This is a genomic window from Bacillus cereus, from assembly GCF_025917685.1.
GTDB lineage: Bacteria > Bacillota > Bacilli > Bacillales > Bacillaceae_G > Bacillus_A > Bacillus_A cereus_AT.
In genome coordinates this window covers 2,059,949-2,079,010 of sequence record NZ_CP089518.1, presented here as the reverse complement: position 1 = coordinate 2,079,010, position 19,062 = coordinate 2,059,949, and the positions used below count along the sequence as shown (strand labels likewise).

Sequence of the window (19,062 nt, the reverse complement as noted above, 5' to 3'; positions counted from 1 at the left end):
GATAGAAACTCGAAAAATAGCTCCGATATAATACCGGAACTATTTTTTAAGTCCCTAATTTTTAAAGCTCTTTTTTTAACTGTACAGTTTGTAAGGTACAGTTCTTTCTGTTTATAACTTTTTAAAATCATCTAAAAGCGAAAGCTTTGATTGCATCTTCTCCATATTTGTGATTCTTCCTTCCTCATTCATATCATAATTTAAAAATTTATCTGCATTTAAGTTAAAAATATTTTGTAACGCATCCTGTACTATAGAATTTACCTCTTCCCCCATCTCCATTAAATTTCTAAGTTTAGGATTTTTAACAGAACCATAATGAAATAGTTTAAAGATTGTTTCCTGCTGCAATTTAATTCTCTTCTCTAAATTTGCTATATATATTTCTTTCTCATTCATTATTTTTTTTAACTGATTCATTTCATCTCGCAATGTGTTTTTTTCCTTCTGAATTATATATAATTCCTTTTCATAAGGGAGAAGTTCTTGCTGTAACCGCTTCAAATTATTGGAATGCAACTTTATAATTTCCTCTATTCTAGGCAATTGTACTGTATTATATCTATTTTGTGCTAAAGATTTATGAACTATAGTATTATATTCCTCAATTAACTGAAACCCCCTTCTCTCGGTTCGAACCCAATAGTTATCTGATATCTCCTCATCAAGCCAAGTAATTTTTCCTTTTCTAAAAAGTTCTTTTGCATACTTACTCAATGTTCTTTTAGGAATCTCTGATCTTATTCCTTTATCTTTTGCAAACTTAAGAATAATTTCTTTGATTTTATCCTCTGGATATTCCTTCTTTTTTCTCCCAACCTTACTCATCTTCCAACCATCCTTCATATTTCTCTTTAAACTTATCAAGTGTTTCAATTAATGCGGTAAGTTTCTTTGATTGTATAGCTAAATTTTTCGTTAAATTCGGATTAATCTTACTTATTGTTTTGTTAACTAACTTTAAATGTAAATTAAATAAAGTTTTATATAAAGCCATTACCTCCTCACGACTTTCTAACATCCACTTCTCAATCTTTTCTCTCTTTTCTATAAACTCATCATATTCTATTCTCCAATATTCACATTGAAAACATTGCGTATGACAATCCTTAACTAGAGCCGTACAATTTCCAACATCCAGTTTATCCCACTCATATTTAAAAGTTTTAGCTGGTGAAAAAATAAATTCCTCTCTAAACTTTTTCCCTATGTTTAAAGTGTTTTTCATATAATTCCCATTGGAATTATATCCTTTTAAAAATTCCCCAGTAAAACTAAACATTTTAATTAACTTAGATATACCTGAGTCTGTTAAAAAAAATTCATGCTGTTGATAATGTCGCTGGGCGTATACAGTGTCATGTCCCCCTAATCTTGCAATTTCCACTGGATGAAATCCTTGTATCATTAATGATAAAAAGGCTATATGTCTCGTATCATTTGGCCTTAAACGACGCTCGAAATCAAAAACTATACCATTCTGTCTACTTCTTCTAATCTCATGTTCTGAGTCCTCTCCTAGTGCTCTAATGGTGAAATTATATGGTGAAGACGAAATGATATTATCATAAAAATCATTTAAAATCCTCTGAAAAGAATGACTCGTAAAAATATTAGGATTCCGTTTCGTTTTTGAATAATCTAACCTGTTGGTCAATGATATTTCTTTATGAGCTCGATAAGACAATAATGTTTTAGAATACCCATATTGTTCAGTCAATTCCACATATTCTTTTATCATGTTATAAAATTCAAAAGATATTTCTATCCTTTCAAGCTCTCTTTCCTTACCTACATGTTTCTTATTTTTAATTCTCGACAAATAAAGATAGTACTTATCTCCCTCTGCTCTTATACATTCTCTTTTCAGAAGAAGAAATTCTCCAATTCTTATTGGAATAATTGTAGTTAAGTGCCACCAAATACGTATTGGATAAAAATAAATATACTTCCAATCTTTATGATCAGTCCTTGTAAAGAAATCATTTAAAATCCAAGCGAATTTAAGGCAATCCTTTACCGTAGGAATAGTCCTTGTTTTTGGCTTTGAAGCTGGAATGGTTGATATAAAATTCAAATATTCTGATACTCCATTAAAATTATCATAATAATTAAAGAAGTTTAGTAAAGCTGTGGCTAATATTGACTTCGTTCTCTCACCTTTTGAAATAGTCCTTTCAATAAAATCATCTAACAAGTGTATTTCGAAACATTTTGTGACTATTAGTTCATCAATTGTATAATTAAAATTTGCATGTACAGTACTAAAATGATATTGAACTAACAAACTAGCTACCCAACATTTCATTACTACTATTACTTTCTCTACCCGATCAAAATGCTCATCTTGCAATTCCTCTTCCAATCTATTGAATCTAAAATATAGCATACTATCTTTCTCTTCATCATATAGTTGCCATAAATTATTGTGAAAATTAATTTTAGAAAACTCATTCATTTCTACCCTTTGTAAGTTTTCAATAGCAAGTTCTATACTTAAATCCAAATCAAACACATCATCATTTAGTTCTGAAATCTCAAAATTCCCTTTAAATCTAGCTACTTCTCCCATTTTTACACCTCTCTCTCTTCCGGAAGGTACCTAGTAAGAGAAGGTAATTTTAATAATATATTTTCAAATTTCTTCTGGCTCATGTTAAAAAATTCATAAATACAAGGGCCAAATTTTTTTTCAGCCTCCTTAAATAATTTTAAATCTTTTATAAACAGGATCGCATTTCTCTCATTATCTCCTTTATATTTAGCAAGGCCTTCACCTTCAACTAAAGTTACTATATGTTTAAGTATTCTTTCAGTTATTGCTGAAAGTGCATAAAAATTATATATTGCAAAAGGACAACCTATACAATTGTCTATATTAGGATACACACAATCTTCTGACGACAATAAACATTGGGTGTGCATTGTTTTAGAATGCATACCACCAATGTTTAACATATTATTCATCTTGTGGATATTCTCTTCATCTAATCCGTAAATGAGATCTCTTACTATATCTTCTTTCTTTGACAAATATAATAAGGTATCTGCTAGCCCCTCTAACTTTAAATCCTTTCCAATTTTCTCGTATATTACATTAATTTGCTGGGTCCTCTCAGAAATATCTTGTGTTGATCCAAATAAAATATCTGCAAAACCATCTGCTATAAAACCAAAATAATCTCTAGAAAACATTTGTTTACTTAAAAAATCAATATCTAATTGACTCATGTGTATATAAATATTTGTAGTTTCAATCGATTTATGATTTCTAATAAATTTTAATACTTCAAGTTCATGTGCGGAACCTTTATATTTATTAATTATATTAAAAGAAAATGTTATAAAAGTCCTATTCATTTTCAGTGATGAAAATTTAAGGTTCGCTTCTAAAAAATCACTAAAAAAACTATTATATGGATAACTAGTAACCACTCGATTCTTTGAACGAAAATCTATTAAAGATTCGCTCAAAGGATTTAGCTCACGGCTCCGTATTTCACATAATACTATTGCATAGGCAACTGGTAGTATTAGTTGTTCAGAGCAATAAAAATAACGTGTCGACCCAGTTTTTGAATGTTTCAAATTTTTAATTTGCAATTTCCTTACAATTGTTTTAGCATCCTCTATTGATATCTGGTTATTTTCGAGCCAATCTATGGTACCTACTATACTAGTTCCTTCAAAATTTATTCTTGGAATTTCTGTACAATCCCAGTGTCTCCAAGCATTATTTAAGTGTATTAACATATACAGCCAAACCGAATCATACTGATTATAAAAATTTCTCCTTGAGTCATTAGTTACAGATTTATTGATAACTTCCTTCACGCTTCTAATTGCTCTCTCTTTATGAAAATCAAGGTTAGAAATATAATCAAAAAATTTTTTAAACTCTTCAGGTGAGTATATATCATTTGATCTTTTTTTCTTGCTAGTTATCTTATATGGACTATTTATTTCGCTTAACCTAAAATTGTTATTATTAAAAATCCCCTCCTCACTCTTATCCAATTCTTTCAAAAAAACATATATCGGTTTTTGTATATAGATACCAGTATTTTTATTAAAAAACATTAAATTTAGTTCTTTAGAAGAACACATAAAAATTTCTTTTTCGGTAAGTCGTTGACTCAAAAACTTAGTAGCTGAAAAATACTCTAACACCCTTGCAGCTTTGGACGCATTATTTTGGCCAGAGTATAAAACTGATTTAGAATTTAAAAATTCAAACCATAGTAACTTTGTCTCCTTACATCGTTCAGAAAATTCAATCCCTTCAACACCTAATCTATATAATACATTGGCAGATAAACTCCTTTTATCTAAATAAATATTTATTTTTTCACTTCTGCGATTGTATTCCTTAATAATATCTTTCTTTAAATATAAACATCTATTATAAAGATATCTTGAAATTCCCCTAACTAATAAGGGAACTTCAATTTTCTCTATCCCTTCCCTTATTGCATCTACATTCATTCCATATTCTTGAACTACTTCATGTCTTGTATAATATTCTGTTCTAAGTTTCTTATCCATTTTTTCTATTTGGTTTTTTAGGACTATTACTTTATCTTTTGTGAAGAAAATATTCCTCCCAATCTTTTCCTGAATTTGTAATATCCCTTCGTTTATAAACTTCTTATAGTTAAAACTATTTAAATTTAACATTCTACACACATCTTCTTTAATTAATAGACTCTCATCAGAAACATTTAGTCGTATCTTATCTCCAACTGTCTTCTCCCTATATTTCAAGAAAGATTCTATGTCTTTTTTATTGTAAAATGTCATTTCTTTTCCTTGTAGGAACTTTATTTTCCCTATATTAAACTTATTTACTATATCATTTGCATAACTGTATCCTATAGATACCATTTTCAAAAATTCACTTGTAGGTACATACTTATGTAAAATATCAATTATCTCCCTTTTTCTGATAAATTGATTTACATTTTGATAATCTTTATCATTCAATGTCATTAACGGATATCTCAATATCCTAATATCGATAATTCCTTTTTCAGCAAGCTTATTAAGATTTTTATAATATGCATTAGTCAATTTTTTCCCTTCTATCGTCTTCACACCCAAAAATCCCCATAATTGTCTTACAGTAAAATATTCATTACTAAATTTTCTTTCCCATTCTTCATGCTTTTTTATATCTTTTTCACATACAAAAATCCCATCATCCTTATAATCAACTTTAATAATACCGTTTTCTACCAGAAATTTTAGTCCATGTTTAGTAATTTTATAACTCAGCTGATTTAAATTTACAAATTTTTGATTCATTACTTCAATCCACTCCAATTATGTATATATCTATCGTAAATTTTTCTTGTATTAGATGAGCTTTTCAAAATATCTACATTGTCTTTATTTTCTCCATATACACTAGTAAGGATATTTACATGTTCTTTTATTCTGTTATAAGAGGTTCTCTTTTCAATATATTCTAGAGTTGCTGTTAATGTTTTATCTCCTCTTAAATTAGCAATTTCTTCAATACTAAGACCTATATCAATAAGGAAGTTTGTAAAAATCCCCCTGCCTATATGTGTAGACCAAGGTAAACTTGTTAAGAATTCTAAATCTTCATACCTTCGGTTTATTCTTAACTTTTCTAAAAATCTTTTTTTCACTCTATGAAATCTCTTAGCGTACCCAGCACCACTTAAAGGTAAGCCATTGTTTGAAATGAATAAAGCCTTATTATTTTTATATTCCCATTCTTTTTCAAGTTTTTTTAAACGTTCCATATGATTATGATAAATCTCCCAAAGCCTCTGATCATTTAAAACAAAAACTTCTCTAGGACGTTTAACTTGAACATCATACTTAGAAGATAAATGTCCAAACAATTCTTCTTGATTATCTTGAATTATTAACCACATTCCATCGTTCCCTCTAAAACCCGTTTCATAAATAGAACTTTTTGTTAAGTTTACAACTTCTCCCAATCTCAATCCTGCAAGAATTTGAAAACAAACACCTAATGCTATATCGCTTGACTCTGCTTCCTCAATAAACTCATAAGCTAATCGATATCGATTAGGTCCAAAATCCTTAAGTCTTAACTTTTCGTTAATCCATTTTTTATTAGGGCGCTCAATATCAAAAACAGATTTACTAAATAATGAATATGGTACTCCTACTTTTTCACCATCTTTTCGATATATTACTTGAAAAATTTCATCAATTAATTCATTTTCTTTTAAATATATATAAAACTTTGTAAGTACACTCTCACAATAACTAGAATGTTTGAAACTAACTCCTTCATAAGTTAGCTGTGTAATAAAGTCTCCACCATGCTTAAGTTTTAATCCCCTTATTCCTTGATTTAATAATTCATTATAGCCTTTAGTATCATCTCCAATACTTCTATAGATAAAATTAAGAAATTTACATATTACTCTTGCCGCTTTAAGTTGAGTATGATACCCTACTCCTCTATTCCTATATACTTTTCTTATAAAGTCTGTAATGGGATGTGGGATAACTAATTCATCCACCTTATTTTTTATACAAATCATTACAACTTCATCATATTTTATGTCATTTGCTATTTTCCTCTGCAAAGATACACTTTTAGGCATCCAATGTAGGCTTTCATCTAAACTTTTCATGTTTATTATCCCCCCTAATATTTAATACACTGCTCACAATTTTATTAAACCACGAAGAAAACAAACTTTTTAATTCTTTTTCCAGATTATCACAAACTAAATATCCATTCTATATCGTAAGATAGGATAATCTCTTCACTTTCTAATTGATATATATAGGAAGAAACTACACACCTTATAATGTATAGTGTGTAGTTTCTTCCTATATATTTCTTAATTTCTGTCCTAATCACTCTCTATAAGCTATTATTTTTTTACTTCTACACAGTTATGTACAGAGAAGATTCATCATAAGTTATACCACCTCACATATTTTTCTTCATTGTAAAGAGAAATATGCGAAAGGTAAAAAACGGAAAAAGTTATTTCTGTATGTAAAAAGTATTATTTTATACCTTACAAAAGAAAAAAAGAAACCTTACATATTTTAAACATGTAAGGTTTCAAAAAATTATACTTCACTGCAAGAGATGTAATATCCACCGCGAGCCATCTTTATTTCAGCACAGTACATTACATTTTCTAAGTAAAAAGTAATCGGTTTAGCTTTACTCTCAAATGTTAGTCTTTCATTGCATTCAGCTGCGTATCCTTCAATCGCTGAAGTAATAACTTCTGATGATGGATACGTTAAAGCTTCATCTAGTTCTATGAAAAAACTTTTAGAAAATAGTTTTTTCATAATCCCTTTCTTATCTTTCATCATATTCCATCTCCTTCAATTCAAGTTGCTAATATCCATATTATACCACGAACTCGATTTATCTTTGAAAATAAAAAAATCCTGCACATTTCATGCAGGATTTTTTTATTAGTCATTTTTCGTAAAGTAAGAAACGAAACGAAGAATTTCTAAGTATAGCCATACTAGAGTCATCATTAGACCCATTGCACTGTACCATTCCATATATTTTGGAGCTTGGCTACGTGCACCGCTTTCGATTAAATCGAAATCTAGTAATAAATTTAATGCAGCAACTACAATAACAACCGCACTAATGATAATACCGATTGTACCGCCCTGGTGAATATATGGAACAGTTACACCGAACATATTTAATAAGAATACGATTAAATACATAACCATAATTCCCATTGTCGCTGCAATTACACCCGTACGGAATTTATCAGTTACCTTTACAACGCGTGTTGCATATAAAACTAACATTGCAAATAGGATTGAAATTGTAAGTAATACAGCATTTAAAACGATAGAATCGCCAAATTTCATTGTATAAACTGCTGAAATACTTCCTAATACAACTCCTTCTACCGCCGCATAAATTGGCGCCCCAATTGGTGCCATTCGCGGGAAGAAGATAGATGCAAATGCGATGATTGCCGCAATTACTAATGCACCTATTAACACTGGCATTTTCATCGTACCCTGCATCATCTGTATGTATGAATAGACAGACGTTGCAAGTAGCAAGATAAGCATTATAAACGTTTTGCCTACTGTTCCGCCAATAGTCATCGCAGAAGCGCTTGCTCCCTCTTTACGAAATGCCTCTTTTTTCAACATTGGATTAGATGTTCTCATTTTTTCCCTCCTAAAATAGGTTCTACCAATAGTGTAAAGTTTTTCTCTTTACTTTTCAATATATGCAGCTTGTTTTTATTTTAATCCTTCAACGATGTCTGATAGCTCACTCCATCTTTCCATCGTTTTTTCTAGCTCTTCTTCTGTTTTCTGCTGTGCTTCAGATAATTCTTGTGCCTTTGTGAAGTCAGATCCAACTTTCGAAAGTTCTTCTCCAATTGACTCAATTTTCTCTTCTAGTTCGGCAATTGTATCTTCAATTGTTTCCCATTCACGCTGCTCATTGTATGAAAGTTTACGTTTACGTTGTTGTTTTGGAGCTTCTTCTACTACTTTTTTCTCTTTTTGAACTTCCGCTTTTTCAATAAGTTCTTTCGTTTTTTCCATTTCTAAATAATCTGTATAACTACCTAGGAACTCACACACTTCGCCTCCGCCAGTAAAGATGAACAGTTCATCTACTACTTTATCTAAGAAGTAACGGTCATGCGATACAGTTAAAACGACACCTGGGAAATCTTCTAAATAATCTTCTAGTACTGTTAATGTTTGTGTATCTAGATCATTCGTAGGTTCATCAAGTAATAGTACGTTTGGTTCTCCCATTAAAATACGTAATAAATATAAACGTCTTCTTTCACCACCAGATAGTTTACCAAGCGGTGTACCATGTGAATGCGTCGGGAATAAGAAACGTTCTAACATTTGAGATGCACCAATTACTTTTCCATCTGTTGTATGAATAACTTCTGCAATCTCTTTAATGTATTCAATCATACGCTGGTTTAAATTCATCTCTTCATTTTCTTGCGTATAATAAGCAACTTTTACAGTTTGTCCTACTTCAACTTCACCACTATCAGGAGATAACTTGCCTGCAAGCATATTTAATAGAGAAGATTTCCCGCTTCCATTCGCCCCAATAATTCCGATACGATCGCCTGGTTTCACAATATGATTAAAATTATGTAATACCGTCTTATCACCAAATTTTTTCGTTACATCTTTTAACTCAAGTACTTTCTTTCCTAGACGACTTCCACTTAGTGCAATATCAACTGACTGTTTTGCAGCTGGTCCTTCTTGTCCCTTTAGCTCATCAAAACGCTGAATACGTGCCTTTTGTTTCGTAGAACGGGCTTTTGCGCCACGACGAATCCATGCTAATTCACGACGATATAAATTTTGGCGTTTTGATTCTTGTGCCGATTCTTGCTCTTCACGAAGTGCTTTCGCTTCTAAAAATGTACTATAGTTTCCTTCGTAGCTATATAGTTTACCGTTATCTAATTCAAAAATACGGTTTGTCACACGATCTAAGAAATAACGATCATGGGTTACAAGTAATACCGCACCTGTATATCTTGCTAAATATTCTTCTAACCATTCAACTGTCTCATGGTCAAGATGGTTCGTAGGCTCGTCTAAAATTAATAGATCAGGTGTTTCAATAAAACATTGTGCCATTGCGATACGTTTTTTCTGTCCACCAGATAAATTTCCAACAGTTGCAGTGAAATCTGTAATTCCTAATTTTGTTAAAAGAGATTTCGCATTTGCATTTGCTTCCCATGCACTCATTGCATCCATACGTTGCTGCACTGCAAATAATTGTTCCTGTACTTTTTCATTACTTGGATCTTTTTCGATATTTAATAGTGCTTTTTCATAATCACGAAGAAGACGAATTAAAGGTGTATCACCATGGAACACTTGCTCTAATACTGTTAGTTTTTCATCAAACTCTGGTTGCTGTGATAAATAACTAATTGTATACCCACGTGAATGCGTCATATCACCTGTATCAGGAGTTTCTAACCCTGCAATAATTTTTAATAATGTCGATTTACCAGTACCGTTTACACCAATAATTCCGACACGTTGTCCTTCTGTAATACTACATGATAATCCATCAAATAACGGTTTTTCTCCGTATGATTTCGATAAGTTCTCCACAGTTAACATTTTCATATTTGTGCATTCCACTCTTTCATAAATTGTTCAATAAACTCTTCCATATAACGATGACGAACTTCAGCCTCTTGTTTTGCCGCGTTCGTATTCATTAAGTCTTTTAATTTTAAAAGTTTTTCATAAAAATGATTTAAAGATGGATCGTTATTTTTTCGGTATTCATCTTTGGTCATCACTTCACGAGGCGGAACATTTGGATCATACATTAATCTCCCTTTCGCTCCTCCGTATGCAAATGTACGAGCTATTCCAATTGCACCAAGAGCATCTAAGCGATCCGCATCTTGAACAATTTTCCCTTCAAGTGACTCTACTATGCCGCCGTGACCACCCTTATAAGACAGATTGGCGATGATATGAAGAACATGCTTACTTTCCTCTTCTTCAACATGTAACTCTTCTAACCAATCAGAAACTTTTTTCATTCCTGCTTCTTCACTATCATTTAACTTCTCATCTGCCACATCGTGAAGTAATGCTGCCATTTCAATTATAAAACGATTTCCTCCTTCTTGCTCGGATAAAGAAATCGCCAATTTATGTACGCGTTCAATATGATACCAATCATGCCCACTCGCATCTTTTTCTAAAATATGCTTTACGAAAGTTATTGTCTTTTTTATTTTTTCTTGTTTTATCATTTTATCTTCACCCAGTTACTTATTGTAACACGCCTACATTTTTTCATCACATATTTTCTTGTCCGCCCATACACTAGGTGGTAGGCATCATTATGAAGGAGGAATCAATATGTTCTATAATAATCAACCGCCTTATCCACAGCAACCATTTTATCCTCAGCAGCAGGAACAAAGATACACAGAACAATATGAGGAACAAGAGCTTCAACAGCAAGAACAACAATACGAACAAAATCCATACGCAACACCGCAAAATCAAGAAGCTGAATATCCACAAAATCCATATGCAGCACCACAAAATCAGGAACAACAATATCAGCAAATTCCATATGCAGCACCACAAAATCAAGAACAACAATATCAGCAAATTCCATATACAGCACCGCAAAGTCAAGAACAACAATATCAACAAAATCCATATCCAACTCAGCCACAACAACCGCAATACCAACAACAAATGTATCAACCACACTATGACGCACGTGTTTCACCACCTGCACCACCAACAATTGATCCGACACAACCACAAATCTTACCTCCTGGACCGACACTCGATATTACACAGCCTCAAATTTTACCACCTGGACCTATTACAGAACCAACGCAACAACAAATCCAGCAAGTTGTCGGCACACAGTTTTTACCTTTAAAGAAACCTGTACTTGATTTCGTAAAACCTTGGGTAGATTACGGTTTAAATGAAGCGAAACATACATCACACAAACATGCTTTAACAGAAGTTGCTGCGATTATGTTCTTAGTTGGTAAAGGATTTAATCCGACGATTGCACATTATATCGTTGAATCTTGGGAGAAGAATGAGCAGTTTTAATCTTATTCATTTTGTGTTAAATAAAACTATAAAAGTGTCACAAATGCCTGTTATACAAGCATTTGTGACACTTTTTCATTTGTTATATTATATTCTATTTCAATAGGGAATTTCATATTTTTTCACGTGTTTTTATATTATTTGTGAGCAAAATGTGAGCAAATAATAGCCTTTAATTAAACTGTATTAAATCGATTTTTATTTTAAAAACAATTCATTTAACATACACTTCTGCAATAAATATTGTATTACAATCACCTTGATAAATAGGTATTACCGTTCCCATTGTTGAACTTGTGTACGGAATATATCCTCTGGATTCATCAAGTTTTAAATCGTGCCAAAAACGTTGATTTATCAAGGTTTCATAAAAGTGATGTTTCATAGTGATTCATCACTTTTTTTTATTTTTGTGGGTGAATTGTGGGTGGGTTTGTGGGTGCCCCCCACAAAATAAAACAAACATAAATAGGTTAGGCTTGTTTTATTTTTTCATCTGTTCTTTCCTATTTAAAATACCCTCTAAAAAAATTCGTTACAGTTCAATAATTTTTCACAATTGAACAAGGCAAGATGTTGTCATCATCCTGCCTTGTTTATTTTATCTACTTTACTGCTTATTGATTATTTATTTCTTTAATAACTGATGGGGGTAATTTTTTTATTTATTAGATTCCTGTACCATGTTCTGAATATGAAATAATATTTTCTTGTTTCAGTGTAGTTGCTGCACTTTTTTCAATACTAGGACTATTTAATCCAAACGATAATACTGCAATACCGATTAAACTCATTAATGTAATTTTAATCTTTTTCATTTTAAACGCCCCTTTTCTTTTAATAAAGTTCTCGCTTCATGGCTTAAGTGATAATACTCACACGCCTTATCCTTTGCACCCACATTATACCATTTACTTGCTAATAGTTCGGTATAAATTTGAATGTCTTTCCACAATTCTTGTTCTTTAAAATACGAAAGTGATTCATTTACAATTTCTTCTAACTTCGCTATAGATTCATTGTTATTTATACACTCCATAATATTTAGATGATAACTATATTCTTGATTACAATCCTTCAAGCCCTCTTTAATATAAAAAGCTGCATCATTATGCTGTTTTATTTTAATATGTTCCCGAGCTAATAGGAATATTACCCTTCTTTGATAATGCAATTTTGTATGTTGACACGCTTTATATACTTCTTCTAAATGACGTATAGCTGAATCTGATAAGTTTTGTTCGGCATACAGTACTCCTAAATTACTACGAACTTTTAAAACTAGCGATTGTTCGTCAAGTTTTTGAAACATATTTAGAGCAGAAATTAGATATTCCTCTGCTAATTCAAATTGTTCTAAAGTAATACAAGCCATACCTAATGTATTTTCACACGCTCCCTTTTTAGTCTCATAGCCTTCATGACTTGAAAAATAATCAAGAGCCTTTGTAGCATAATTAATCGCTAAAGTGGGTTGTGAAATATAGTATTTATATAGCGCAACACGATAATTGTACTCTGCTTTTTCTTTTTCATCGGACATCATATCTAATAAATCACTAGCAGATTCAAGATGTTTCTCTGCACTATTGTAGTTTCCAACTTCTGTTTCATAAATAAATTTAAAGAAGTGATAGTAATATTTTAGTAAACCATCTGGCATATCTTTTATGTATTCTAGCTCTTCTAGCCCTTTTTCAAAATTCCCCTTTAACATTTGGTACCTAAATCGTAACAGGGAGTAATAAATAAAAGAATCTGCATTTTCTTTAACCTTATTAAATATATTATCTGCTTCAATTTTTAAAACACTTGCCTTCTCTATATGCTGAGCAAGCATTTCATGATACCATTCTTCTAATAGCTCATACCCCTTGCTAGTAGTAGAAATTTTTGTCTCCATATAAATCCCCCTTTTCCAAGAATATTATCTAAATATTATAACAAATCATCATATCAAAGCGTATATCATAACAATTACTATTTATTGATAAAATATTTTCTGATTATTCAGTCTATTTTTAGTCATAACACCATCATTCACTTTGAAAAAGAAGCTTCTTTTTCATTTGAATTTATGAACATACAATGTTTACATCCTTGGTATGAAGTTGATATGATTTATTTAGTTTAGGGGGACAATAATATGACGGTTATAAAATCTATATTTAACGGATTTCGTTTATTAAGTAAAATCATAAATCCTATATTAAAAGCATTGTCTAAAAGTAAATTCTAAATTTCTTAATAAGAATAAAGCCGAATCCTTAATTGGAATCGGCTTTTCTATTTTATGGTACCTCTACATATGTTGAACTAGCTGTAATATAGAAGATACTACCTTTTGAGTTTTTCACTTTATATTGCGTTGAACCATTCACCGATACTTTATCAATAATTGTAAACCCTAATCCTGCATCAACGGTACCTACAACATCTTTATCCTGCCAAGATGGAGATTCATAGAAACGTAAATTGTCCACTTTAGAAATAACCCTTTTACCAGCAGCTACAGTAGAAGCTTCCGTCCCATTGTAACGAATATATGAGGAATCATAATAAATCCATTGGTTACCACCAAGATTTAACCAGTTTCCTAATTTGTCCCATACTTTATAAGCCTCTCCTTTTTGTAGTTTACGAATAATACTATTATCTGTGGATGGTCCAGAGCGGAGATTTATATTGTATCCCTCAATATACGCAACACCATTCACCTCGACTGTACCAGGTATTTCATTTGGCTTTTGCGGTTTTGCATCCACCGTAACCGAGTTCCCGTTATAAGACTTTAACACGTCTGCTCGGAATTTAGCCTCAGATACACCATGACTACGAAGATAATCAAGTGGATCTTCATGGTCTGTGCCACCTAATTTATAAGTAATATCCTTATGTGTCCATAAACCTTTAGAAGGATGAATATTTCGTTCCCGTAAGATTTCCCCAATCAACTCTACATATCGTTCGTAAGAACGTTTAAATTTTATTGGATCACTTGTCTCACACAATTCAATGTGAACAAATCTAGCATTCGCTGCTGAACCTGCACCCCATGCACGATATTTAGTAGATGCAATTTGAATCTTTTCATCCCAATCGACTGCATAGTGAACGAATGCTGAACGCCATGTACGAGACTCATATTTTTGAATGTTAATAGCTGGCGCTTCTGGAGTTGCTGTAGAATGAGCTACAACGCCCTCATAAGCACCTACACCATAACGATATGGCTGTTTTGGTAAATCTGGAATAATAAGCGTTCTATCAGCAAAAGCCCCTGTTGTGAAACTTAACAGGAGCACTAGTGTCATAAATACAGAGGAAGCTAGTTTCATTGTCTTTTTCATTTAGCATCAACATCCTTTTTCATAATTTTTGTGTGGTTAAATAATCCACTTGCAGATAGTCCAATGATGATTCCTTGAAATACATTTGTTTTGATATCTCCGCCCAAAAATAAAACGCCTAGCACAATGCCAAGCGTTAAATTTAATAACGGAACGTATTTTGTTTGTAATCCAATTGTTTTTGCAATCTGTGAAAGACCAATTACAATTCCAATCATTACAGTAATTTCAAACATTACATACCACCTCCTTTCATTAAAAAAGTGAGTGCTGCGCCTATAATCCCACCTACAATAAGCCGTAAGATCCAGGTAGTATTGTTGCTAATTTTATCTAACTGTTTGTTGATATTGATAATATCTTTTTCGTTACCCGTTGTTCGCATCTCTAAACTTTTAATTTCTAAACGAATGTCCTTGATATCTTGCTTTATTTCATGAACATCGTTCCTTACATCTTGTAATCCTTCCACTTTGACCACCCCATTCCAAAATAAAAAGAGAGACATTTATTTGTCCCTCTTTTGCTATAAAATCCGTATTTTTTATATTTCATTAATATTGATATATAAATCCATTTACAATCCCTTTACCAATCAGAAAAAATGCCGCCCATAAAATGATTGAAAAGAAACTTGCCCATAATAAACCTACAAAGAAATTAACTTCACTCTTCATAATATCTCTCCTATTATTTTCATAAGTTAGTCACCATATCATATCTTGCTGTTGTGTATTAGCGGTGTATTATTTGTGAAGTTTTAAATATATAAATCATGTGAATTTATTTAAAAATAAAAAGAGGAACGCGTATGTCCCTCTTAATCTATAAAAGCCGTATTTTATTAAATTTTAGTTATCTAACTAAAGTGTTTATCACATTAAATAGGATAATCCAAAAACCTAACGATAGCATACCTCCGTAAAACAAACCTCTATCGAAGTTCGATTTCCCTACCATACTATCCACCTCTTTCGATACATTTACTTATAGAGTATATTAAGATTGTTAACTCTTAATGGATATTATGTGTATTTAATAAGAATACATTCTTTCGAAATAAAAAGAGAGACAATTATCTCTCCGAATTAAGAACTATATCTAGCTTGATTTTTTAGTCTTTCTTTATATGTCCATATATCACGAGAAAGATTTTTACAACTCACAGCTATATGCTCATCACACCATACTAAATCTCCAAATTCGAACATCGCTTTCATTCTTGGATTGTTTTGATACAAAAATACATCTCCATCTTTATACTCACCCTTTTCATACCTCATCAAAACCTCGTAAAGTTTCATTATAATCACCCTTTACTATATTTTTTGATTCTACGGTAGTTTGTTTCGATACAAAGATGCCCTTTGTAATTGATATTCTCTTCCTTCGATATCATCACCTTCTTTTTATAAAAATCAAATTTTCATTGTGAACTTCTCTCGATCTACATCATTGTTTTATTCATTTTTAGAACAGAACAAAATTCATTAAACGATCTGATTATTTAAATTCGTTACGTTTGTTTTATTCTTATTTACATCTTTAGCACCATCACGCAATGTATTTATTGTAAATATAGTCGTTCCTTTTTCACCTACAGGTTCGAACCTTACTTCAAGTTGTCCTTTGAATGTATTCCCTGAATACGTTGCACTAATTGTTGAACCAATGATTGTATCTTCTGGATAAGGAAAAGCCGCTGCAATAGATGCGTTATTTCCTATTTTCGTAAATGTATTATTTGTAATAGTTCCGATTAATACTGCATTAGTTAAATGTTTCGTACTAATAGAAGGCCCTGCGTATTTACAAATAATCTCGTTATCATCGATACTGAATTCCATCGTACGATATGACCCTCTCGGGCGTAATTTAACCCCATCGATCACACTTTTGTATACTTTAAAGTTCTTTACGTTTTCGAAATCTACGTTTTTACCAGCTACGCTACCATCCGTTATTCCAACAAATTTTATATTGCATCCGTTGTTGATTACGATATAATCGTAGTCTTTGATAATACAGTAATCTTGAGAGCTATCGAATGTTAGCAAACCACCTCGTATTTCTATTTTCGAATCTATAGCATAACCACGCTTGTCTGGCGATTCGTACAAATCAGAAGACCATAAAATATCACAATCAATAAACATAGCATTTGTAAATACATTATCAATTTCAAAGTTACATTTTTCTAGTCTATATCCAACAGTGAATCCTAGACCAGAAATAGTCGTACCAGAACAGCGATTAAATGTAATGTTCATATTCGCATTACCAAAAGTTTGTCCGCTTACTACACCTATTTTTCCGATAACGTCTTCAAATGTAATATCATGTTCGTACGCTCCATGCATCTGAATTGTTGATGTAGTTATATCAAATCCTTTTATATCTTTCGCATTAGAAAATGCTGATGCTGTGAAGTCAACAACATGTCGAGCACTCACACCGTAGCATTTAGTAGCTTCACAATATAGCGAACTATTAAATTGCACCGCATACCCCTCGCCTCCACCAATTAGCGCTGGTTTCTCCAAATTTATGTTAATCGCTTTCGAACGACATGTGTAATTGGCCATAACGAGTGGGAATTTTGTGTTCGTTCCACTCACATTTTCAACAGTACAATTCTCTGCATACTGTAAAGATATTCCTGATACTATGTTTGTTCGGTCTGCATCTGGATAGGAAGTGAATGGAGTACTTACCCATCCAGGTTTCAGCGCAGTATTATCGATTATTGCGAAGTTTTTAACTTTAACATTCTGTACAACGTTAACCTTTGTCAATGTTCCTGCCGTCATTTGTGCAGGAAAGGGAAATGGATTAACATACTCTACATATACAGTGTTTAAGCTAATATTTAGTATTTTCGTGAGTATACTTACTTTCGTGTTTAGTAAATTAGGGTTATAACCACCCGTTTGAATCTCTACGGCTACATAGTCACCAATTGCTAAGTTTGACACATCGTTTAGTGTAATAGCACCACCACGTGTTGCCCAATATAAATTCTTTTTATCTTTTAAGTCGAAAGATGTAATAAGCTTCTTATCTGTTGTAATTGACCCTTTTATATTGAACATTCCAATTAAACGGTTCGCGTTACCTAAAGGTGTAGTTCCGTTCCAAATGATAGTGCTGCCACTGCCGTCAATTTCTACGTCAGAAACATGTATATCAATCGGTTTTGTTAATAAAAAAGTTGATAACGGGAATTTTAGTGTCCCTTTTCCAGGTAAATCTGCTGCGGCATTTTGTATTACTTTTGTATCATCAACAATACCATCACCAATAAATCCATAATCACGGACATCAATCCAATCTATTTTTTGAGCTAAACCGCTGATTTTTTTTGATTCATGATCAACACGTGCTTTTAAAGTAGGATGTGCTACCCCGTCTTCATCCACCCTTGCTTGCGCCGCTTCAACAGATGAATCCCCATCAATAACAACTTGATTAAATTGTTCTTGTACACTCTCAGATAAATTATTCGCTTCTTTTGCTTTTTGGTTTGCATCGTCTGCAACTCTTTTGGCTTGATCGCTTATTTCCTCAATTCCGTTGTGTGATTTTTCGAGTTGATCCCAGTTAGAATTCGTATTGTTCCTAAATTCTCGATTCTGTGCCGTTCCCTTCCATCTGTGTAAGTTAATTGGCATCCTCTCACCTACTTTTCTTGAAATCTAAAAGAAAAAGAGCACAATCATGCGCTCTGCTTTTATTGTTGGTAAATTGCTTGTATCTGCTCAGATGTACCGCTGATCATGACGTTTATCGCATTTGCCTTTTCCTGTTGTAAAGATAATCTGTCATTTTGATTCAATACAATTGCTAAATCAATAATTTTCGTTTCACCAGTTTTCACAACATAATCTTTCATGATATCAATTGTATTAATTGTCACTGTAATTTTTGAATCAACTGAATCTGTATTAGAAAAGATCATTTGTTTAATTGTAGTTTGTTGACCTGCTGGTACCTCATAGACAGGTAATTTATTTGGTTGTGGTACCCCTAAGTAAATTTGAATTGGTCTCATAAATAATCCCTCCTAATTTATATAAAATTC

General features: G+C 32.0%; 18 protein-coding genes. 1 reads left to right on the top strand and 17 read right to left on the bottom strand.

What is annotated here, in order from left to right; genetic code table 11:
* Window positions 1-111: 111 nt before the first annotated feature.
* The 8 genes from LUS72_RS10830 to LUS72_RS10795 form a co-directional block, all read right to left on the bottom strand.
* On the bottom strand, window positions 112-828 hold the full coding sequence (locus LUS72_RS10830) for a hypothetical protein (RefSeq protein ID WP_086693247.1): 717 nt from the start codon (window positions 826-828) through the stop codon (window positions 112-114).
* Complete coding sequence (locus tag LUS72_RS10825; protein WP_086693245.1) at window positions 821-2,572, bottom strand: integrase; 1,752 nt, start codon at window positions 2,570-2,572, stop codon at window positions 821-823. Before LUS72_RS10825 ends, LUS72_RS10830 begins: the two co-directional genes overlap by 8 nt.
* A 2-nt stretch (window positions 2,573-2,574) precedes the next feature.
* Complete coding sequence (locus tag LUS72_RS10820) at window positions 2,575-5,304, bottom strand: hypothetical protein (protein WP_086693243.1); 2,730 nt, start codon at window positions 5,302-5,304, stop codon at window positions 2,575-2,577.
* On the bottom strand, window positions 5,304-6,641 hold the full coding sequence (locus LUS72_RS10815; protein WP_086693241.1) for an integrase: 1,338 nt from the start codon (window positions 6,639-6,641) through the stop codon (window positions 5,304-5,306). The genes LUS72_RS10820 and LUS72_RS10815 overlap by 1 nt, the downstream gene beginning before the upstream one ends.
* Before the next feature lie 451 nt (window positions 6,642-7,092).
* A complete protein-coding gene (locus tag LUS72_RS10810; RefSeq protein WP_097831901.1) occupies window positions 7,093-7,347 on the bottom strand; it encodes a DUF4318 domain-containing protein in 255 nt (84 codons plus the stop codon).
* A 105-nt stretch (window positions 7,348-7,452) separates the two neighbouring features.
* Complete coding sequence (locus tag LUS72_RS10805; RefSeq protein WP_001260657.1) at window positions 7,453-8,184, bottom strand: Bax inhibitor-1/YccA family protein; 732 nt, start codon at window positions 8,182-8,184, stop codon at window positions 7,453-7,455.
* Window positions 8,185-8,259: 75 nt separating this feature from the next.
* On the bottom strand, window positions 8,260-10,155 hold the full coding sequence (locus tag LUS72_RS10800) for an ABC-F family ATP-binding cassette domain-containing protein (protein WP_097831900.1): 1,896 nt from the start codon (window positions 10,153-10,155) through the stop codon (window positions 8,260-8,262).
* A complete protein-coding gene (locus LUS72_RS10795) occupies window positions 10,152-10,799 on the bottom strand; it encodes an HD domain-containing protein (protein ID WP_264448932.1) in 648 nt (215 codons plus the stop codon). Before LUS72_RS10795 ends, LUS72_RS10800 begins: the two co-directional genes overlap by 4 nt.
* 109 nt (window positions 10,800-10,908) lie before the next feature.
* Here LUS72_RS10795 and LUS72_RS10790 point away from each other — a divergent pair, with 109 nt between their 5' ends.
* Window positions 10,909-11,631, top strand: a complete 723-nt coding sequence (locus tag LUS72_RS10790; protein ID WP_264448931.1) for a hypothetical protein — start codon at window positions 10,909-10,911, stop codon at window positions 11,629-11,631.
* 668 nt (window positions 11,632-12,299) lie between these two features.
* Here LUS72_RS10790 and LUS72_RS10785 read toward each other — a convergent pair.
* The 9 genes from LUS72_RS10785 to LUS72_RS10745 all read right to left on the bottom strand — a co-directional run bounded on the left by LUS72_RS10785 (window position 12,300) and on the right by LUS72_RS10745 (window position 19,032).
* On the bottom strand, window positions 12,300-12,449 hold the full coding sequence (locus tag LUS72_RS10785; protein WP_197218985.1) for a Phr family secreted Rap phosphatase inhibitor: 150 nt from the start codon (window positions 12,447-12,449) through the stop codon (window positions 12,300-12,302).
* Window positions 12,446-13,534: a response regulator aspartate phosphatase gene (locus LUS72_RS10780; protein WP_264448930.1), complete on the bottom strand. Its 1,089-nt coding sequence runs from the start codon at window positions 13,532-13,534 to the stop codon at window positions 12,446-12,448. The genes LUS72_RS10785 and LUS72_RS10780 overlap by 4 nt, the downstream gene beginning before the upstream one ends.
* 388 nt (window positions 13,535-13,922) lie before the next feature.
* A complete protein-coding gene (locus tag LUS72_RS10775; RefSeq protein WP_264448929.1) occupies window positions 13,923-14,981 on the bottom strand; it encodes an N-acetylmuramoyl-L-alanine amidase in 1,059 nt (352 codons plus the stop codon).
* Entirely contained in the window at window positions 14,978-15,217 is a 240-nt protein-coding gene (locus LUS72_RS10770; RefSeq protein ID WP_264448928.1) for a holin, read from the bottom strand. The genes LUS72_RS10775 and LUS72_RS10770 overlap by 4 nt, the downstream gene beginning before the upstream one ends.
* The gene (locus LUS72_RS10765; RefSeq protein WP_264448927.1) at window positions 15,217-15,453 is read right to left on the bottom strand and encodes a hemolysin XhlA family protein; all 237 of its coding nucleotides are present in this window, start codon (window positions 15,451-15,453) and stop codon (window positions 15,217-15,219) included. Before LUS72_RS10765 ends, LUS72_RS10770 begins: the two co-directional genes overlap by 1 nt.
* An 82-nt stretch (window positions 15,454-15,535) precedes the next feature.
* Window positions 15,536-15,658 (bottom strand): hypothetical protein, encoded by a 123-nt coding sequence (locus LUS72_RS10760; protein ID WP_264448926.1) that lies wholly within the window; start codon window positions 15,656-15,658, stop codon window positions 15,536-15,538.
* 411 nt (window positions 15,659-16,069) lie between these two features.
* Window positions 16,070-16,264 (bottom strand): hypothetical protein, encoded by a 195-nt coding sequence (locus LUS72_RS10755; protein WP_420720168.1) that lies wholly within the window; start codon window positions 16,262-16,264, stop codon window positions 16,070-16,072.
* 207 nt (window positions 16,265-16,471) lie between these two features.
* The gene (locus LUS72_RS10750) at window positions 16,472-18,652 is read right to left on the bottom strand and encodes a glycoside hydrolase family 55 protein (RefSeq protein ID WP_264448924.1); all 2,181 of its coding nucleotides are present in this window, start codon (window positions 18,650-18,652) and stop codon (window positions 16,472-16,474) included.
* A gap of 59 nt (window positions 18,653-18,711) precedes the next feature.
* Window positions 18,712-19,032 (bottom strand): hypothetical protein, encoded by a 321-nt coding sequence (locus LUS72_RS10745; RefSeq protein ID WP_264448923.1) that lies wholly within the window; start codon window positions 19,030-19,032, stop codon window positions 18,712-18,714.
* Window positions 19,033-19,062 lie beyond the last annotated feature (30 nt).